The organism is Staphylococcus sp. ACRSN, assembly GCF_022346615.1.
In the GTDB taxonomy this organism is placed as follows: domain Bacteria; phylum Bacillota; class Bacilli; order Staphylococcales; family Staphylococcaceae; genus Staphylococcus.
In genome coordinates this window covers 128132-144763 of the sequence record NZ_JAKRNS010000006.1, presented here as the reverse complement: position 1 = coordinate 144763, position 16632 = coordinate 128132, and the positions used below count along the sequence as shown (strand labels likewise).

Below are 16632 nucleotides of genomic sequence, written 5' to 3'. Positions count from 1 at the left end.
AAGGAGTCTTATACATGAAATTGATAATAGGTATTTCCGGGGCTACGGGTGCAATATTTGGCATTCGTTTATTAGAAGTATTACATCAGGTAGAAGATGTAGAAACGCATTTAGTATTGTCTAAATGGGCTGTAACTACCATTGTTGAGGAAACAGAATATAGCGTTGCTGAAGTGAAATCAATAGCTGATTATTCTTATTCACCAAGTGATTTAGGTGCCGCAATTTCTAGTGGCTCTTTTAATATTGATGGCATGATTGTTGCTCCATGTAGTATGAAATCGTTAGCTTCAATTCGTTTAGGTCTTGCCGATAACCTTATCACCCGTGCGGCAGATGTCATATTGAAAGAACGTAAACAATTATTATTGATGACTAGGGAAACACCATTGAATGCTATTCATCTAGAACATATGCTAAAACTATCACAAATGGGTGTGTCTATTTTTCCGCCAATGCCCGCATTCTACAACCATCCTTTAGATTTAAGTGACATGATAGATCATATTGTATTTCGATTACTATCTCAATTTAATATTCATCAATTGCCTAAAGATAAAATATGGACGGGTTTTAAAAAGAAAAATTTAAAAAGAACTACGACATAAAGAAAGGAAGTTAATAATGTCATATCGAGATTTAAGAGGTTTTTTAAAAGTATTAGAAAAAGAACAGCAGTTAGTTAAAATAACTGATGAAGTTATGCCTGAACCGGATTTAAGTGCTATAGGGCGTAATACACCAGATATGGATAGTGCCCCAGCTGTATTAGTGGAAAATATTAAAGGTTATCGCACACCAGTAGTATTAAATGTACATGGAAGTTGGCAAAATCATGCATTGATGTTGGATTTGCCTAAAAATACTTCCATAAAGGATCAGTTTTTTGCTTTAAAAGAAAAATGGGAAAAATATCCAATTAAGCCAAAATGGATTGAACGAGAGCAAGCACCAGTGAAAGAGAACATTATTTCAAAGGAAGATGGAATCAACTTATTTGATGTATTACCTTTATTCAGAATCAATGAATATGATGCAGGTTATTATTTATCAAAAGCCTTGATTGTGAGTAAAGATCCAGATAAGCCAGATAATTATGAAGAACAAAACGCAGGAACTTATCGTATTCAAGTTAAAGGAAAGGATAAGGTAGGCATACAACCTTTACCATTTCATGATATTGCAGTGCATTTACAATATGCTGAAGAACGTGATGAACCATTACCGATTGCTATTTGTTTAGGTAATGATCCTGTACTTAGTTTTATGGCAAGTACTCCGATTGAATACGTACAATCTGAATATGATTTTGCTGGAGCGCTTAAAGGTGAACCTATTGAATTAACAAAAACGGAAGACGGTCATTTAGACATACCTGCGAGAAGTGAAATTGTCTTGGAGGGCTATATAGAGCCACGAAAGCGTGAGATTGAAGGACCATTTGGTGAGTTTCCAGGTAGTTATTCTGGATCAAGACAACAACCAGTCATTAAAATTACAAAAATCACTCATAGAGATAATCCTATTTTTGAAAATTTATATCTTGGTATGCCATGGACTGAAATTGATTATCTAATTGCTTTGAATACAAGTTTACCATTATATAAACAACTGAAAAGAGACTTTCCGGAGGTAGAAGCAGTTAACGCAATGTATACACATGGTATCGGCGCAATAGTTTCAACGAAATCAAGACTTGGCGGCTATGGAAAAGCTGTAGCAATGCGTTTGCTATCAACACCTCATGGCATGCCTTACACAAAAATTGCCATTATTGTAGATGAGTTTGTTGATCCATTTAATTTAGAGCAAGTAATGTGGGCATTAACAACAAGAGTGAGACCTGATAAAGATGTATTTAAAGTGCCACATGCGCCAGGCATGCCTTTAGATCCATCTTCAGAACCGGCTGGTATGCATACAAAGTTAGTGATTGATGCTACAACACCAGTAGGGGCCGATAAGGCACGAGATACTGAATTGCTAGGTACACCAGAAGACACTGATAAGTGGAGAGAAATTCTAGATAATATGGTGAATAGAAAGGAAGATTAATATGATTTGTCCAAGATGTGATTCGAAAAGTGTAAATTTATTAACTAAGGCTCCCAAAGATGATGCATGGGAAGTGTATATTTGTGATACTTGTACATTCTCATGGCGTAATACAGAAAGTGAACATATCACTAATCCTGAAAAATATAATCCTGATTTTAAATTAAGACCAGAGACATTTACACAGTTAGATCAAATACCACCTATCCCAAATTTGAAACGTAACTAATAGGAGGTAATAGAGTATATGGTTATGCCCAAAATAGTCTATAATTTATTAAATGGAAGTCATTTAGAAGAAAAACAAGATGTTGTGTTCATCTTTCAGACTGTAACAATTGAAGGATATCCACATACGGCAATGCTAAGTGTAGGAGAAATTGTTGCAATTGATATGGAACATTTGCGCTTTGCATTGTGGCCAAATACCACAACAGTACAAGGGTTACACTTAAATGGTAAAGCGAATATTGTATTTGTTTATGATCATCAAGTTTATTATATTGAACTAAGTGTTCGAGAATATCAATCACAATATGAGAGAACTTATGACAGGCTAAAATTTGAAGGTGAAATTCGCAATATAAAGATAGATAGTGCAAAGTATGCGGACATAACTTCGGGTATATCAATTCAATTACGTAATCCTAAAGACACTATATTACGTTGGAGAGCATCAGTAACTGACTTATTACATGATTAATTGGCTTTAAATTTATTACTATATGATTAAGTAAACATACAATTAGACATTTCAAGTAACTAGTGAAAGTCTGATTGTATGTTTATTTTTGTTTAATAGTACTAAGTCGAAGCGTGCTTATTGATAATAAATTGTAGCCGTGAAATTTACAGGTGTATCATAAGGATTGCGATATGTGTGTGGTACATCACTCTTAAAACGTAATGCTTGATTAGGATTGATTGAATATATTTGATTGTTTACTTCAATTTCTAGTACACCAGAATTAACAATGATATATTCTTCTGAATGTTGATGATGTGCTTCGGATGTTATTTTACCGTTACCTTGTATTTCCATTTTGAACATTTCAAATTTTTTTTGTTCATCATATGGAAAATAAGGATAAATTGCTACTTGGTCATCTTTAATAGGAATAATATCTGTTTCATCTATAAAGTCGATATCATTTTCGTTTTCGGCAGTTAATTGAGATAAAGATAAATGTAAACCGTTAGCTATCTTCCACAATGTTGTAATAGTTGGATTTGAGTTGCCTTTTTCTATTTGACTAAGCATATTTTTACTGACGCCAGTTAAAGTTGATAGTTTTTCTAAACTAAGTTGGTGACGTTTACGATAATCTGAAATATTTTGTGCCACTATTTTCTGAATATTATACAAGTGAATCGCTCCTATTTACAATATTACGTACGTATTGTACCATATAGTGTATTGATTTTGAAAATAATACTATTAAAGGTGGTTCAAATGGGAAAGAGTCGTTCTTTACAGCCGTTTAATTGGCTGTTATTCATAAGTATTTTATTAGTAGGTGCCAATTTAAGGGCTCCAATCACTTCAGTAGGTGTAGCGTTACCGAATATTAAAGCAGATTTGCTGTTATCGAATAGTGCAGTGAGTGTGATTACCGTTGTACCATTGCTATCTTTTGCAGTGATTTCATTAGTTGCTGCAAAAACAAGTTATCGTTTTGGTTTAGAACAAACGATATTTGGTGCATTGTGTCTTATTTTTATAGGTGTCATGGTACGTTCAGTTACTGGTATATCATGGCTATACATAGGGACCATACTTATCGGTGTAGGTGTAGGGTTTGGCAATGTACTTGCGCCGGCAGTGATAAAGACGAAATTTCCACTTCGTATTGGTATTATGACTGGTTACTATACTGTTGTAATGAATGTGTTTGGAGGACTATCTTCTTATACTACTGCACCATTAGTCAAGACGTTTAATTATAATATTGCTTTAGGACTTATAGGCGTTGTGACATTGATTACAATTGTGATTTGGTCATTGCAATTAAAGGGTAAGGAACAGTTAACCAAGACATATAATGATACTAAAGTTAACGTTTGGAAATCACCATTATCTTGGCAGATTACAGTATTAATGGGAGGGCAATCTCTCATATTTTATTCATTAATTAATTGGATGCCTGTATATTTATCTCAAAATGGTTTATCTGTACATGAGGCCGGACTTTATTTATCTGTAATGCAAATTGCGATTATTCCATTTACATTTATTACACCTATTTTTGCAACTAAGATGAAATCTCAGTTTGGATTAACATTCTTTACAGGTTTATTATTTGTTGCTGGTGTTGCTATTATGCTCTTTATACCAAAGCTAGCAATTGTTTCTACTATATTAATTGGTATTGCGGGTGGTCTTGCATTTGGTTTAGTTAATACTTTCTTTAGTTTGAGAACTGAACAAGGTCAAACTGCTGCGAAGTTGTCAGGTATGGCACAATCCATTGGTTACTTATTTGCAGCATTAGGACCATTGTTATTTGGTATCTTGCATGATGTGACAGGTGAATGGCATGCATCGTTAGCTATTTTATTAATCACTGCTATTGGCTTAACTTTATTTGGTTCTCAAGCAGGCCGTAATCATACAATTGAACAATCGTTACGAAAGTAAGTAATAAGAGTGGATATAGACATGAGATAAATAAGTTAAATCATCTTGCTAATTTCTATAAATATAGTGGATTATTTAACTGTAACGCTAATTGATGTTGAAAGTATTATTGTTTATGTTTTAAAGTAATGGAGTAAGTTAATCATTATTTTATAAATAATTAGAGCATGGGGTGAAATTATGCAGTTAATATTTGATGCTAGTGTTAGTCCTATCTATCGTGGCGTACTTGCATTTTTCTTTGTGATGAATATTGTGCTCGCACTTATTATCATATTTTTAGATAGAGATCGTAGAGATGCTACAGCAACGTGGGCATGGTTATTCTTATTATTTGTGATGCCTATTTTAGGATTTATTGCCTATATTTTCTTTGGTCGTGCTGTAAGAAAGAAAAGAGAAAAAGGTTTTCAACATAACCAGATTGACGATGCTTTAGAAAGAGTTAAGAAACAATTGGGGGACTCAACAAATCATATAGAGAATTCCGATAATCCGATTGTAAGAAAGCATGCAGACATTGCGCATACACTTATGACTAAAGAACCATCTTTTTTAAGTAACAATAATAAAGTCGACATTTATACAGATGGTCACGATTTATATCGACAAATGAAAGATGATTTACGAAATGCTAAATCATATATTCATATGGAATATTATGTTTTAGAATTAGATGGCCTTGGAACTGAAATTATTGATATTCTTGAGGAAAAGGCTAAAGAAGGTCTAGAAGTGAAATTACTGTATGATGCAGTAGGTTCTAAGTCAGTTCATAAATCTAAATTCAAGAAGTTTCAACAGCTTGGCGGTCAAGTTGAAGCATTTTTCCAAGCTAAAATTCCATTTGTTAACTTTAGAGTGAATAACCGTAATCATCGTAAAATTGTAGTGATTGATGGTTTGATGGGCTACGTAGGTGGATTTAATATCGGTGATGAATATCTAGGGCTGAATGACAAGTTTGGTTATTGGAGAGACACACACTTAAAGGTTAGAGGAGATGGTGTGGATGCATTGCAACTGAGTTTCATACATGATTGGAATTCACAAGCCAAACGTGAACAATTGGAATATAATGACAAATACTTCCCAGACAATGCAGACCAAGGTGGCGACGTATCGATGCAAATGGCAGTGAGCGCACCAAGTGATAACTGGCATCAGATTGAATTCGGTTATATGAAAATGATTATGAATGCTAAGGAATCTATTTATATGCATAGTCCATATTTTATTCCTGATAAGGGTTATATCAATGCCTTACGTATAGCCGCTAAATCTGGTGTTGATGTACAGTTAATTATTCCAAGTAAGCCTGACCATATGTTTGTCTATTGGGCAACAATTACGAGTGTGGCTCAATTAATTAGAGATGGTGTGAAGGTTTATACGTATGAAAATGGATTTATTCATTCTAAGATGATGATTATTGATGATGAAGTTTCAAGTGTAGGTTCATCAAATATGGATATTCGTAGTTTTGAATTAAATTTTGAAATCAATGCATTTATGTATGATGAACATATAGCTAAACAGCTTAAAGATGCCTTTTTTGAAGATTTAAAGGTGTCTAAAGAACTAACAATAGAAAGATATGAACAACGTTCGAATTGGATTAAATTTAAACAGTCCATTGCTAAATTAGCCTCACCAATACTTTAAATAGCATTAAATCAGCTAAAACGCGCAGATTGAATTTCAATTTGCGCGTTTTTAAATGTACTAAAAAATTTGATTTTATTTATCAAAGCAATACAACTACGTGTATAATTAGCTAATTATAAGGTATTAAAAGGGGGGACGCTGTATGCAAGATGAAAAAAATTCATTTATTTATCGTCAAATTTATAAGCGTTTAAAAGATGATATATTGTCGTTTAAATATGAAAGTCATGAAAAGTTACCGTCGAAAAGGGGAATGGCGGAAACTTTGAATGTGAGTGTCAATAGTGTGAAATCAGCCTATGAACAATTATTGGCAGAAGGCTACATTTATGCTAAAGAGCGAAAAGGATATTTTATTGAACCATTGGATCAATTAATCATAGATCCTGAGGCACAAACACATTTAAGAAAATATGAAGAAGGAACGCCTCAATTATATGATTATTCATTTTCCCATATGAGTACAGATATGTCGGAATTTCCTGTTGATATATGGACTAAGCTCATGAAACGTGTATTTAATAATTATGAATATTATCTATCTGCAATCCCTAATATTAAAGGACCAGTTGAATTGAGACAATCTATTGCTAAGTTAGTTTCTTATCAGAGAGGTATTCAATGTCATCCAGAGCAGATTATTATTGGTTCTGGAACGAATACATTATTAAAACGTTTGATGCAACTATTACCGAAAGACGTTGAAATAGGCGTGGAGAATCCAGGCTATTCTAGATTTAGAAATTTATTAAATGAGGCAGGTATAAATACAATCCCGTTAGAATTAGATAGCAAGGGTGTATCTATAAGACAAATTAAAACGGCTGATCCAAATGCTGTTATAGTGACGCCATCTCATCAATTTCCAACAGGTATTATCATGCCTGTTTCGAGACGTATAGACTTATTGAATTGGGCAAGTCAAACGAATAGTTATATTATCGAAGATGATTATGATAGTGAGTTTAAATATCAAACAGATAATATACCTTCATTATATAGCTTTGATAAAAATGAAAGTGTTATTTATTTGGGTACCTTCTCAAAAACACTGATGCCAGGGTTACGTCTGAGTTATATGATTTTACCTACGGCACTTGTTCAAAAATTTGAAGCACATAATTTTGATATGATACCAGATTTTTCAATGTTAAATGCATTGACATTAAATTTAATGATAAAAGAAGGCTATTATGAAAAATATGTTAAAAAGATGCATCAATATTATGGCCGTAAGCGTGAACAATTAATTGAAATGTTGCAACGTGAGTTTCAAGGTGTAATTGAAATCAAAGATACTCAAGCAGGCCTGCATTTCATGGTCGAAATAGACTCACCTTATACATATTCTGAAATTGAAACACGTGCCCAAGCTGCCAAACTGGAACTTTACACTATTAATCGCTTTTCTGTGAAAGCGCTTAAAGAAAATTCAGATAAAAAAACACTTATTATGGGATTCTCAAAAATTAAGATAGAAAAGCTACATGACGCGGTTCAATGTCTTAAAAAAGTATTGTTAGGTTAATCTGGTTCTATTATTTTCAAAAAAACTGGTACTTTACACAATACCAACTATATTTTAAATTTTTAGATAACGATAATACTTTATTAAAAGTTTAAGGGGGCAAATTATGACTGAACAATTCGATTATTATAAGTCATTGCGTGAACAATATGTGGCAAGAGGTGTAGGGAACGGTAATTTGCATGTAGCAGATACAGCAAGTGGTGCAACAATTAAAGATGTTGATGGTAATACGTTTATTGATTTTGCAGGTGCAATCGGTACATTAAATGTGGGACATTCACATCCAGAAATTACTGAACATTTGAAAGAAAAGTTAGATAAATTTATTCATCCTGGATTCAATGTCATTATGTATGAAAGTTATTTAAATTTAGCTAAAAAATTAACGGAAATTACACCAGGTGATTTTGCTAAGAAAACAATTCTATTAAACTCTGGAGCTGAAGCTGTAGAAAATGCTGTGAAAATTGCAAGGAAATACACAGGCAGACAAGCGGTGGTTTCTTTTGTAAGAGGTTTCCACGGTCGTACTAATTTAACTATGTCTATGACTAGTAAGGTAAGACCATATAAATATGGATTCGGTCCATTTGCTCCTGAGGTATATCAAGCACCTTATCCAAATATTTCTGAAAAACCTGATGCCCTATCAGAAGAAGCATATATTAATCATATAATCCAAAAGCTAAATGATTTCTTTATAGAAACGGTAGATTCAAGTGAAGTTGCATGTGTTGTAATGGAGCCTATACAAGGTGAAGGTGGATTTATTATTCCCGATCGTAAATTTGTAAAAGCAGTGAAAGCGATTTGTGAAGCAAACGGTATTGTATTTGTAGCAGATGAAATACAAACTGGTTTTGCAAGAACAGGCAAGACATTTGCGATTGAACATTTTGATGTAGAACCGGACTTGATTACTGTTTCAAAATCACTTGCAGCAGGTTTCCCGTTGAGTGGTGTAGTTGGAAAAGCAGAAATTATCGACAGTGGAAATCCTGGTGAATTAGGTGGTACCTACGCAGGTAATCCATTGGCTTGTGAAGCAGCTTTAAAAGTGATCGAAATTATTGAAAAAGAACAACTTAATGATAAAGCAGAACAATTAGGAAGTCATATTGAACAATTTTTACAAGGATTAACTTCATCTTTCGATAGTATAGGTCCAATTCGACGTTTGGGTGCAATGGTAGCGATGGAAATTATCAACCCTGAAACAGGAGAACCCGACAAAGCACTCACTGGAAAAATAGTTCAAACGGCAAATGCAAATGGTTTATTACTATTGTCTGCTGGAATTAAAGGCAATGTAATTCGTTTCTTAGCACCACTTGTTATTACTGATTCTGAATTAGAAGCAGGATTTGGTATTTTACAATCAGCATTTACTGAAGTAGCTTCAACTCAAAATGTATAACGAAGTAAAAATTTTTAAAAAAGGGTATGGCTTAGTAGGTAATATATAACGTTATTTTAATAAGAGGAGAGATTCATGATGACACAATTAGATGTATTGAACCCTGCTACAAATGAAGTAATCAAAAGTATAGATTATACGAGTCACGATGAAATTAATAATAAAATTGAACGTGCATATGAAACATTTCAAGAATGGAAATTTGTCGATGCACATGAACGTTCAGCTAAATTATCTAAATGGGCTGAACTCATAGATGAACACCAAGAAGAACTTGCAAGGTTAGTAACGCTTGAAGGCGGTAAACCGTTGGCTGAGGCTAAGGGTGAGGTTGTTTATGCCAATTCATATGTGAAATGGTATGCAGAAGAAGCTAAACGCGTATACGGTCGTACAATTCCTGCAAATACTGCATCGAAAAAAATTGTTGTAGATAAATTTCCAGTTGGTGTAGTGGGTGCGATTACTCCGTGGAATTTTCCAGCTGCTATGATTACACGTAAAATAGCACCTGCGTTAGCAGCGGGATGTACTATCATTTGTAAACCCGCAGTTAAGACACCTTTAACTACAATTAGGTTAGTAGAACTTGCGCATGAGGCTGGTATTCCTAAGGATGCAGTATCATATATCATAGCATCTGGGAGAGATGCAGGAGATATTTTTACAAAGCATTCAAGAATAAGTAAAGTAACGTTCACTGGATCTACAGGTGTTGGTAAGAAGTTGATTGAACAGTCTGCGAGTACGGTGAAAAATGCCACAATGGAACTTGGTGGTTTGGCACCATTTATCGTACATAAAGATGCGGATATCGATGCAGCGGTCGATGGTACAATGGCTTCTAAATTTAGAAATGCAGGTCAAACTTGTATTTGTGCAAATAGAATATTTGTTCATAAATCTATTGCTGAGGAATATGTTCAAAAACTTACTGATAAAGTACATGCATTAACGATAGGCAATGGTCTAGAAGAAGTAGATATTGGTCCATTAATCGATAGTGAAGCCGTAGATAAAGTCTTATCGCATATTACGGATTCTGAAGAAAAAGGTGCTACGTTATCAAGAAGTGTTGAAGATATTAAATCTTTAGGAGGTAATTACTTAAAGCCAGTCGTGATTTCTAATGCTACATTAGAGATGAAACCAATGTTTGAAGAAACATTTGGTCCTGTGGCTCCAGTTATGACATATGAGAATTTAGATGAAGTTATTCAAATTGCAAATGATACAGAATTTGGATTAGCATCTTATTTCTTCACTAATGATTATCGCACAGGATTAAAATTGTTTAATGAACTTGATTACGGTGTGATTGGTTGGAATGATGGTGGACCTTCTGCAGCGCACGCTCCATTCGGTGGATTGAAAGAGAGTGGTTATGGCCGTGAAGGTGGCACAGAAGGTATTGAACCATACTTAGAAACTAAATATTTATCAGTAGGATTATAAAGTATTAATTTTTCTTTTTAATTCAATTGAGGTATTACAGATCATGTAATTCAGTTTGAAATAGGTTGAAGTGACATAAGTATAATCATGTCATTTCAACCTATTCTATAATATTAAATTTTTTGTTATTTAAAGGGGTATGCTAATGAAATCACAATTTAATAAAACAATGAATGTAGTGGATGTATTATTTCTTGCGATAGGCGCCATGTTAGGATGGGGATGGGTTGTTCTATCAGGAGAATGGGTGTCTACAGCTGGATTTGTCGGTAGTATTGTCGCATTTGTCATAGGTGGTATTTTAGTTATTGTCATTGGTTTAACTTATGCAGAACTCGCTTCAGCAATTCCAGAAACAGGTGGTGGATTTGTCTTTGTTAAAAAAGCATTTTCACCGGGGATTGCGTTTATATCGGGTTGGTCTGTATTGTTTGGATACGTTTCAGTAATTACATTTGAAGCGGTAGCTTTGCCAACTGTAATAGACTATGTAATACCATTTAAGCATCAAGGTTTGATGTGGAATATAGCAGGATGGGATGTTTACTTTACTTGGGTTATGATTGGATCTGTAGGTAGTATTATTTTGACGTCATTGAATTACTTTGGTGTTAAACCAGCTGCGATTATGCAAACTGTCTTTACTATTTTTATTGTTGCAGTAGGTTTATTATTAGTATTTGGCGCTGGTATTAATGGAGATTTTAGCCATTTGAAGGCTTTTGAAAATGGCATTGGCGGTACGATGTCAGTGTTAATGATGATTCCGTTTTTATTTGTAGGATTTGATGTTATTCCTCAAATTGCCGAAGAAGTTAAAGCACCTTCCAAGAAAATTGGCGGTATACTTATATTCTCAATTGTCGCATCAGTTATATTTTATTTATTAATTGTATTTGGCGTTGCAGCAGGTTTGTCACCAAAGGCTTTAACGACAAGTAATTTAGCGACAGCAGATGCAATGGTTAATTTATTTGGTAATGGTGGATTTGGTGTTTTACTCGTTTTAGGTGGTGTTGCAGGTATCATCACAAGTTGGAATGCTTTTATCATTGGAGGAAGTCGTATTCTATATGCAATGGCAAATAACGGTATGATACCTAAGTGGTTTGCATACATTCATCCTAAATATAAAACGCCGACACACGGTATTATTTTTTTAGGTGTCCTTGCATTTGTAGCACCACTACTTGGAAGACCAGCATTAGTGTGGATTGTTAATGCAGGTGGGATAGGTGTTGTATTAGGTTATTTATTAGTTGCAATATCATTTATTAAATTGCGAAAATCACAACCAGATTTACACCGTCCATATCACATTAAAAACGGTGTGTTTGTAGGTGTAATAGCAATCGTATTGAGTGTTGGCTTCTTGTTAATTTATATGCCAGGTATGCCATCTTCATTAGCTTGGCCATCAGAATGGTTGATTGTTATCGCTTGGTATTTCATTGCCTTCATACTTTACATGACACAAGGAAGCCGTAAACGTAGTAAGGAACAAGTTAGATTCGCAGAAAATCAAGAACAATAATTGCACAGCATTTAAAAAGCCAGTAAATGAATATGAAAATTCATTTACTGGCTTTTTTACTAGGATTTATGTCCAAGAAACTTATCTATATTTTAATCAAAATTATCTTTAATTTCGGACATTACTTATAACCTGAAAATATTTATTCTTCACAGTATATAGTATTTCTTGGGAAATATGTTTAGTGAAAAGAATATTTAACTTTATAAAAAATTAGCCTTTATTTACCGAAGCATCATAGATGGAATCGATTGTTTCACCTAATATTTTATCAAATTCTTCTTCAGATTGATTTACATTTAAATCATTGATTAGTGCACGTGAGAAGCTAGCGATTAAACCATCATTTTGTTTAAGTAATGCATTTGCGTCCTCTCTACTATAACCACCAGATAAAGCAACAACACGAACTACATTAGGATGATTGATTAATGATTCGTATTGGTTAGCGTTTGTTGGAATTGATAATTTTAACATCACTAATTGATCTTCAGTTAAGTTATCTAATTCTTTCGCAATAGCTTCTGATAAATAAGCTTCGATTTCAGTTTTTTCTTCAGAATGAATATTTACTTCTGGTTCGATGATTGGTACAAGACCTGCTGCAATGATTTGTTTTGCAACATCAAATTGTTGTTTAACTACTGAATCTATACCTTTTTTGTTGAATTTTAGAATGTTAGAACGCATTTTTGTACCAAAGATCTTATGATCATTAGCACGACTTAATAATGCATCTAAGTCAGGCATTGGTTTCATGACTTGTACACCATCTTGTTCGTCAGCTAATCCTTTATCGACTTTTAAGAAAGGCACAATACCTTTGTCAGCTAAGTAATCTCCAGTGTGCTTACCTTCGACTTCACGATCCATCGTTTGTTCGAAAAGAATAGCCCCTACAATTTTATCTGAAGTGAAGGCAGGTGATGAAACGATACGTGTACGCATATCGTGAACGAGTTTAAACATTTCGTCTTCACTATTATATTGATCTTCAGTAACGCCATAATCACTTAGGGCTTTAGGTGTGCTACCGCCACTTTGGTCTAGTGCAGCGATGAAGCCTTTACCATTTTTTACTTTTTCCAATTGTTCTTTGTTCATTCTTACCACTCCTTTTACTTATTTCATCTATAGTATGATAAAAAATGCGTTAGAACGCAAGCCGTTAACACTTTAAAGAAAGAACTGTCATAAATTAAACAAGAACAGTAAAAAATTATTATTTTGTTATAGAAATAAGGAAAATGGGAGTAGGGTTATAAAATTGATCTTGTTCCTGATATATTCGTTTATAGACAGACTGGTCTAAATGAACATTTACAATTCCAAGTTGCTTTAATATGTTGATATCATATTGTGGTCGTCGTTGAGAATTGATGGAGATAGTATTTTTGATTTGTTCACTTTCGTGAAGCATATGATGACCTAGATTATGATGTGCATGATCGGTCGGTATGTCATCATAAGACTCGAATGACGTATTGCCATAATCGGCATCAATATTGATCAAAGTACCGCCTTCTTTTAATACACGTAACCATTCGGAATAAGCTGTTTTTGTATTTGGCAAGAGCCAGGTTACATTTCGAGCAATCACAATATCAAAGTAGTTATCATCAAATTGTAATTGTTCTGCATCCATGACTTTAAAATTTACGGTTTGGTCAAATTGTTGCGCATTAGCTTGAGCTGCTTGAATCATGTCCGGTGATAGATCAATACCATGAACATCAGCATGCTGTTGTGCACATAATATTGCTAAAAAGCCTGCCCCTGTGCCAATATCTAGTACTTTAATGCCAGGCCCTACTTTCTTAATTTGATTTATTTCTTCAAGCCATTTCATTGCATGATTACTTTCTAATTCCGCAACTTTATCTTTGCTAAATGATTCAGAACGTTTATCCCAATAATTAATAATGTTTTCTTTGGTCATTTTAAGCTCCTTTATATTAAATGATTTCATATGCTTTTATTCTATTATATAACATTCATATTAAAATGTTTATTTATACTGATGTGTTTAAATAATTGTGATTTTAGTTTTGAAAAACACAGATTATTGAAGTCGAATTAGCATAAAATTAAGTTATAATATTATGAATTTGTTTTAAGGTTAATATCGTTAATTTATTAAAATATTCTGTTTTTTCAGGAAGGAAAATAAAAAAATATAAACAAATATTTATACGTAAATATTGAATAAATATTCATAATGTTAAGTTTGTAAGATTTGTTCATTTCGTTAAGTTTAAATTTAACACTATGATTGTGGCGATTTTCTTAAGATGATAAATAATTGCATTTATATAATTATTCATATTTTTGAATTGAAGTTTTTGAATGTAATTTGCATTATTATTTAAAGTTCGTTAGGCTCATGAATGTGAATAATTAAACGGTTTAGCAAAAAGAAACAATCGTTTCGTTAAACTTTTACATACTATTCAATTATGAGGAGTGCTCAAAAGTGAAAAAAAATAGAGTTATGGATTGGACCACTTTTATAGGATCAGTTGTAGTGTTACTATTTGCTGTTATTCCTATGATTGTGTTTCCTAAAGCAAGTCAAGAAGTTATCACTCACTTAAATAAAGCGATTTCGAATTCTCTTGGCTCGGTATATTTATTACTTGGATTAGTAATTTTTGGTTTTGTGCTATATATTGCATTTGGTAAATATGGAAATGTCACATTAGGGAAGGCTACAGATAAGCCTGAGTTTAATGACTTCAGTTGGGCTTCAATGCTATTTTGTGCTGGTATTGGCTCAGATATATTATACTGGGGCATTATTGAATGGGCATATTATTATCAAGTGCCACCGCATGATGGAAAAGGTATGACGGATAGTGCATTAGAATATGCAACTACATATGGTATGTTCCATTGGGGGCCTATTGCATGGGCCATCTATGTATTACCAGCATTACCAATTGGTTATCTTGTATTTGTTAAGAAAAAGCCAATTTTTAAAATTAGTCAGGCATGTCGTCCGATTTTAAAAGGACAAACTGATAAATTCCTTGGTAAATTAGTAGATATTGTATTTATTTTTGGTTTGCTAGGTGGGGCAGCAACATCTCTTGCACTTGGTGTACCATTGATTTCGGCAGGGATTGAACGTTTAACGGGTCTAGATGGTCATAATATGGTTATGCGTACCATTATTTTAGTTTTAATTACGTTAGTGTTTGGTATTAGCTCTTACAGTGGACTGAAAAAAGGTATACAAGTACTAAGTGATGTGAATGTTTGGATATCATTCTTATTATTAGGTTTTGTATTTATTGTAGGACCAACTGTATTTATTATGGAAACAACAGTTACATCATTTGGTAATATGTTGAAAAACTTCTTCCAAATGGCAACGTGGTTAGAACCGTTTGGTGGTATTGGCGGACGAAAAGATACAAACTTCCCACAACAATGGACGATATTCTATTGGTCTTGGTGGATTGTTTATGCGCCGTTTATCGGGTTATTTATTGCCCGTATTTCAAAAGGACGTACATTAAAAGAAATCATTTTAGGAACAATTGGTTATGGAACTTTAGGTTGTATGATGTTCTTCGGTATTTTTGGAAATTATGCAGTGTATCTACAAATTACAGGACAATTTAATGTAATTAATTTCTTGAATAGTCATAGTGCAGAAGCAACTATTATCGAGGTAATGCACCAATTACCATTCCCAAATCTTACGATTATTTTATTCTTAATCGCAGCATTCCTATTCTTAGTAACAACATTTGATTCGGCTTCATATATATTAGCAGCCGCTACTCAAAAAGAAGTTGTAGGTGAGCCTTTACGTGCTAACAGATTATTCTGGGCATTTGCATTGAGTTTATTGCCATATTCATTGATGCTTGTTGGAGGAGAACATGCATTAGACGTCTTGAAGACAGCATCCATTCTAGCAAGTGCACCGTTGATACTTATATTTGTAATCATGATGATATCCTTTATGCGAACGCTTAATGGGGATCGGCTTAAACTTGAAAGACGTGCGGACAAATATCGAGAAGTTGAACGTAGGTCGCTTAGAATTATCCAAGTTAAAGAAAAAGAAGAAGACGATAATTTATAATAATGATTGCTAAAGAAAAGTATTGTTTTTAATACTGGCTTGGCTATGTATTTAATAAACTGGCCATGTTTAGTAAATAGAATCTGGGAGATAAATCCTAGAACAATAATCAGTAAATGAGTTTTTATATTCATTTACTGATTATTTTATTTACTATACTTCTTATTGTTGGCTCGCTTACGTAAGATGTTGTCTCATCCTTAGTTATCAACTGTCAGTGATTACTTACTTAGAAATA

14 protein-coding genes are annotated in these 16632 nt (G+C 33.5%); 11 read left to right on the top strand and 3 right to left on the bottom strand.

Annotated elements, in window-relative coordinates; genetic code table 11:
* Positions 1-14 precede the first annotated feature (14 nt).
* From MHZ36_RS07540 to MHZ36_RS07525, 4 genes are read left to right on the top strand one after another with little or no spacing between them, the layout of a single operon-like run.
* Entirely contained in the window at positions 15-608 is a 594-nt protein-coding gene (locus MHZ36_RS07540; protein WP_119625175.1) for a UbiX family flavin prenyltransferase, read from the top strand.
* 16 nt (positions 609-624) lie between these two features.
* Positions 625-2055, top strand: a complete 1431-nt coding sequence (locus MHZ36_RS07535) for a non-oxidative hydroxyarylic acid decarboxylases subunit C (RefSeq protein ID WP_239230809.1) — start codon at positions 625-627, stop codon at positions 2053-2055.
* A gap of 1 nt (position 2056) precedes the next feature.
* Entirely contained in the window at positions 2057-2284 is a 228-nt protein-coding gene (locus MHZ36_RS07530) for a non-oxidative hydroxyarylic acid decarboxylases subunit D (protein WP_119625177.1), read from the top strand.
* 18 nt (positions 2285-2302) lie between these two features.
* Positions 2303-2758, top strand: coding sequence for a pyridoxamine 5'-phosphate oxidase family protein (locus tag MHZ36_RS07525; RefSeq protein ID WP_239230807.1), 456 nt, complete (start codon positions 2303-2305; stop codon positions 2756-2758).
* Between the two features lie 117 nt (positions 2759-2875).
* On the opposite strand, the gene MHZ36_RS07520 is transcribed toward MHZ36_RS07525, so the two are convergent.
* On the bottom strand, positions 2876-3421 hold the full coding sequence (locus MHZ36_RS07520) for a helix-turn-helix domain-containing protein (protein ID WP_239230806.1): 546 nt from the start codon (positions 3419-3421) through the stop codon (positions 2876-2878).
* 87 nt (positions 3422-3508) lie between these two features.
* Between MHZ36_RS07520 and MHZ36_RS07515 the strand changes: the two genes are divergently transcribed.
* The 6 genes from MHZ36_RS07515 (at position 3509) to MHZ36_RS07490 (ending at position 12298) form a co-directional block, all read left to right on the top strand.
* Complete coding sequence (locus tag MHZ36_RS07515; RefSeq protein WP_239230805.1) at positions 3509-4693, top strand: CynX/NimT family MFS transporter; 1185 nt, start codon at positions 3509-3511, stop codon at positions 4691-4693.
* Positions 4694-4873: 180 nt separating this feature from the next.
* A complete protein-coding gene (gene cls / locus MHZ36_RS07510; RefSeq protein ID WP_239230803.1) occupies positions 4874-6358 on the top strand; it encodes a cardiolipin synthase in 1485 nt (494 codons plus the stop codon).
* Between the two features lie 145 nt (positions 6359-6503).
* On the top strand, positions 6504-7889 hold the full coding sequence (gabR, locus tag MHZ36_RS07505) for a MocR-like transcriptional regulator GabR (protein WP_239230801.1): 1386 nt from the start codon (positions 6504-6506) through the stop codon (positions 7887-7889).
* Positions 7890-7995: 106 nt separating this feature from the next.
* Positions 7996-9309 carry a 4-aminobutyrate--2-oxoglutarate transaminase gene (gene gabT, locus MHZ36_RS07500; protein WP_239230799.1) on the top strand — a complete coding sequence of 438 codons (1314 nt, stop codon included), beginning with the start codon at positions 7996-7998 and terminating at the stop codon, positions 9307-9309.
* Positions 9310-9387: 78 nt separating this feature from the next.
* Positions 9388-10764: an NAD-dependent succinate-semialdehyde dehydrogenase gene (locus MHZ36_RS07495; RefSeq protein ID WP_275432172.1), complete on the top strand. Its 1377-nt coding sequence runs from the start codon at positions 9388-9390 to the stop codon at positions 10762-10764.
* Between the two features lie 145 nt (positions 10765-10909).
* Positions 10910-12298: an APC family permease gene (locus MHZ36_RS07490; RefSeq protein ID WP_239230794.1), complete on the top strand. Its 1389-nt coding sequence runs from the start codon at positions 10910-10912 to the stop codon at positions 12296-12298.
* 213 nt (positions 12299-12511) lie between these two features.
* On the opposite strand, the gene MHZ36_RS07485 is transcribed toward MHZ36_RS07490, so the two are convergent.
* Both MHZ36_RS07485 and MHZ36_RS07480 read right to left on the bottom strand, forming a co-directional pair.
* Positions 12512-13402 (bottom strand): fructose bisphosphate aldolase, encoded by an 891-nt coding sequence (locus MHZ36_RS07485; protein WP_239230792.1) that lies wholly within the window; start codon positions 13400-13402, stop codon positions 12512-12514.
* A 118-nt stretch (positions 13403-13520) separates the two neighbouring features.
* Positions 13521-14237 (bottom strand): class I SAM-dependent methyltransferase, encoded by a 717-nt coding sequence (locus tag MHZ36_RS07480; RefSeq protein ID WP_239230790.1) that lies wholly within the window; start codon positions 14235-14237, stop codon positions 13521-13523.
* Positions 14238-14771: 534 nt separating this feature from the next.
* Here MHZ36_RS07480 and MHZ36_RS07475 point away from each other — a divergent pair.
* Positions 14772-16394 carry a BCCT family transporter gene (locus MHZ36_RS07475; RefSeq protein ID WP_239230788.1) on the top strand — a complete coding sequence of 541 codons (1623 nt, stop codon included), beginning with the start codon at positions 14772-14774 and terminating at the stop codon, positions 16392-16394.
* Positions 16395-16632 lie beyond the last annotated feature (238 nt).

Coding starts and splice junctions, on each gene's coding strand:
- MHZ36_RS07530 (WP_119625177.1), top strand. CDS start 2,057: ATGATTTGTCCAAGATGTGATTCGAAAAGTGTAAATTTATTAACTAAG.
- MHZ36_RS07540 (WP_119625175.1), top strand. CDS start 15: ATGAAATTGATAATAGGTATTTCCGGGGCTACGGGTGCAATATTTGGC.
- cls (WP_239230803.1), top strand. CDS start 4,874: ATGCAGTTAATATTTGATGCTAGTGTTAGTCCTATCTATCGTGGCGTA.
- MHZ36_RS07525 (WP_239230807.1), top strand. CDS start 2,303: ATGGTTATGCCCAAAATAGTCTATAATTTATTAAATGGAAGTCATTTA.
- MHZ36_RS07490 (WP_239230794.1), top strand. CDS start 10,910: ATGAAATCACAATTTAATAAAACAATGAATGTAGTGGATGTATTATTT.
- MHZ36_RS07535 (WP_239230809.1), top strand. CDS start 625: ATGTCATATCGAGATTTAAGAGGTTTTTTAAAAGTATTAGAAAAAGAA.
- MHZ36_RS07485 (WP_239230792.1), bottom strand. CDS start 13,402: ATGAACAAAGAACAATTGGAAAAAGTAAAAAATGGTAAAGGCTTCATC.
- MHZ36_RS07495 (WP_275432172.1), top strand. CDS start 9,388: ATGACACAATTAGATGTATTGAACCCTGCTACAAATGAAGTAATCAAA.
- MHZ36_RS07480 (WP_239230790.1), bottom strand. CDS start 14,237: ATGACCAAAGAAAACATTATTAATTATTGGGATAAACGTTCTGAATCA.
- gabT (WP_239230799.1), top strand. CDS start 7,996: ATGACTGAACAATTCGATTATTATAAGTCATTGCGTGAACAATATGTG.
- MHZ36_RS07515 (WP_239230805.1), top strand. CDS start 3,509: ATGGGAAAGAGTCGTTCTTTACAGCCGTTTAATTGGCTGTTATTCATA.
- gabR (WP_239230801.1), top strand. CDS start 6,504: ATGCAAGATGAAAAAAATTCATTTATTTATCGTCAAATTTATAAGCGT.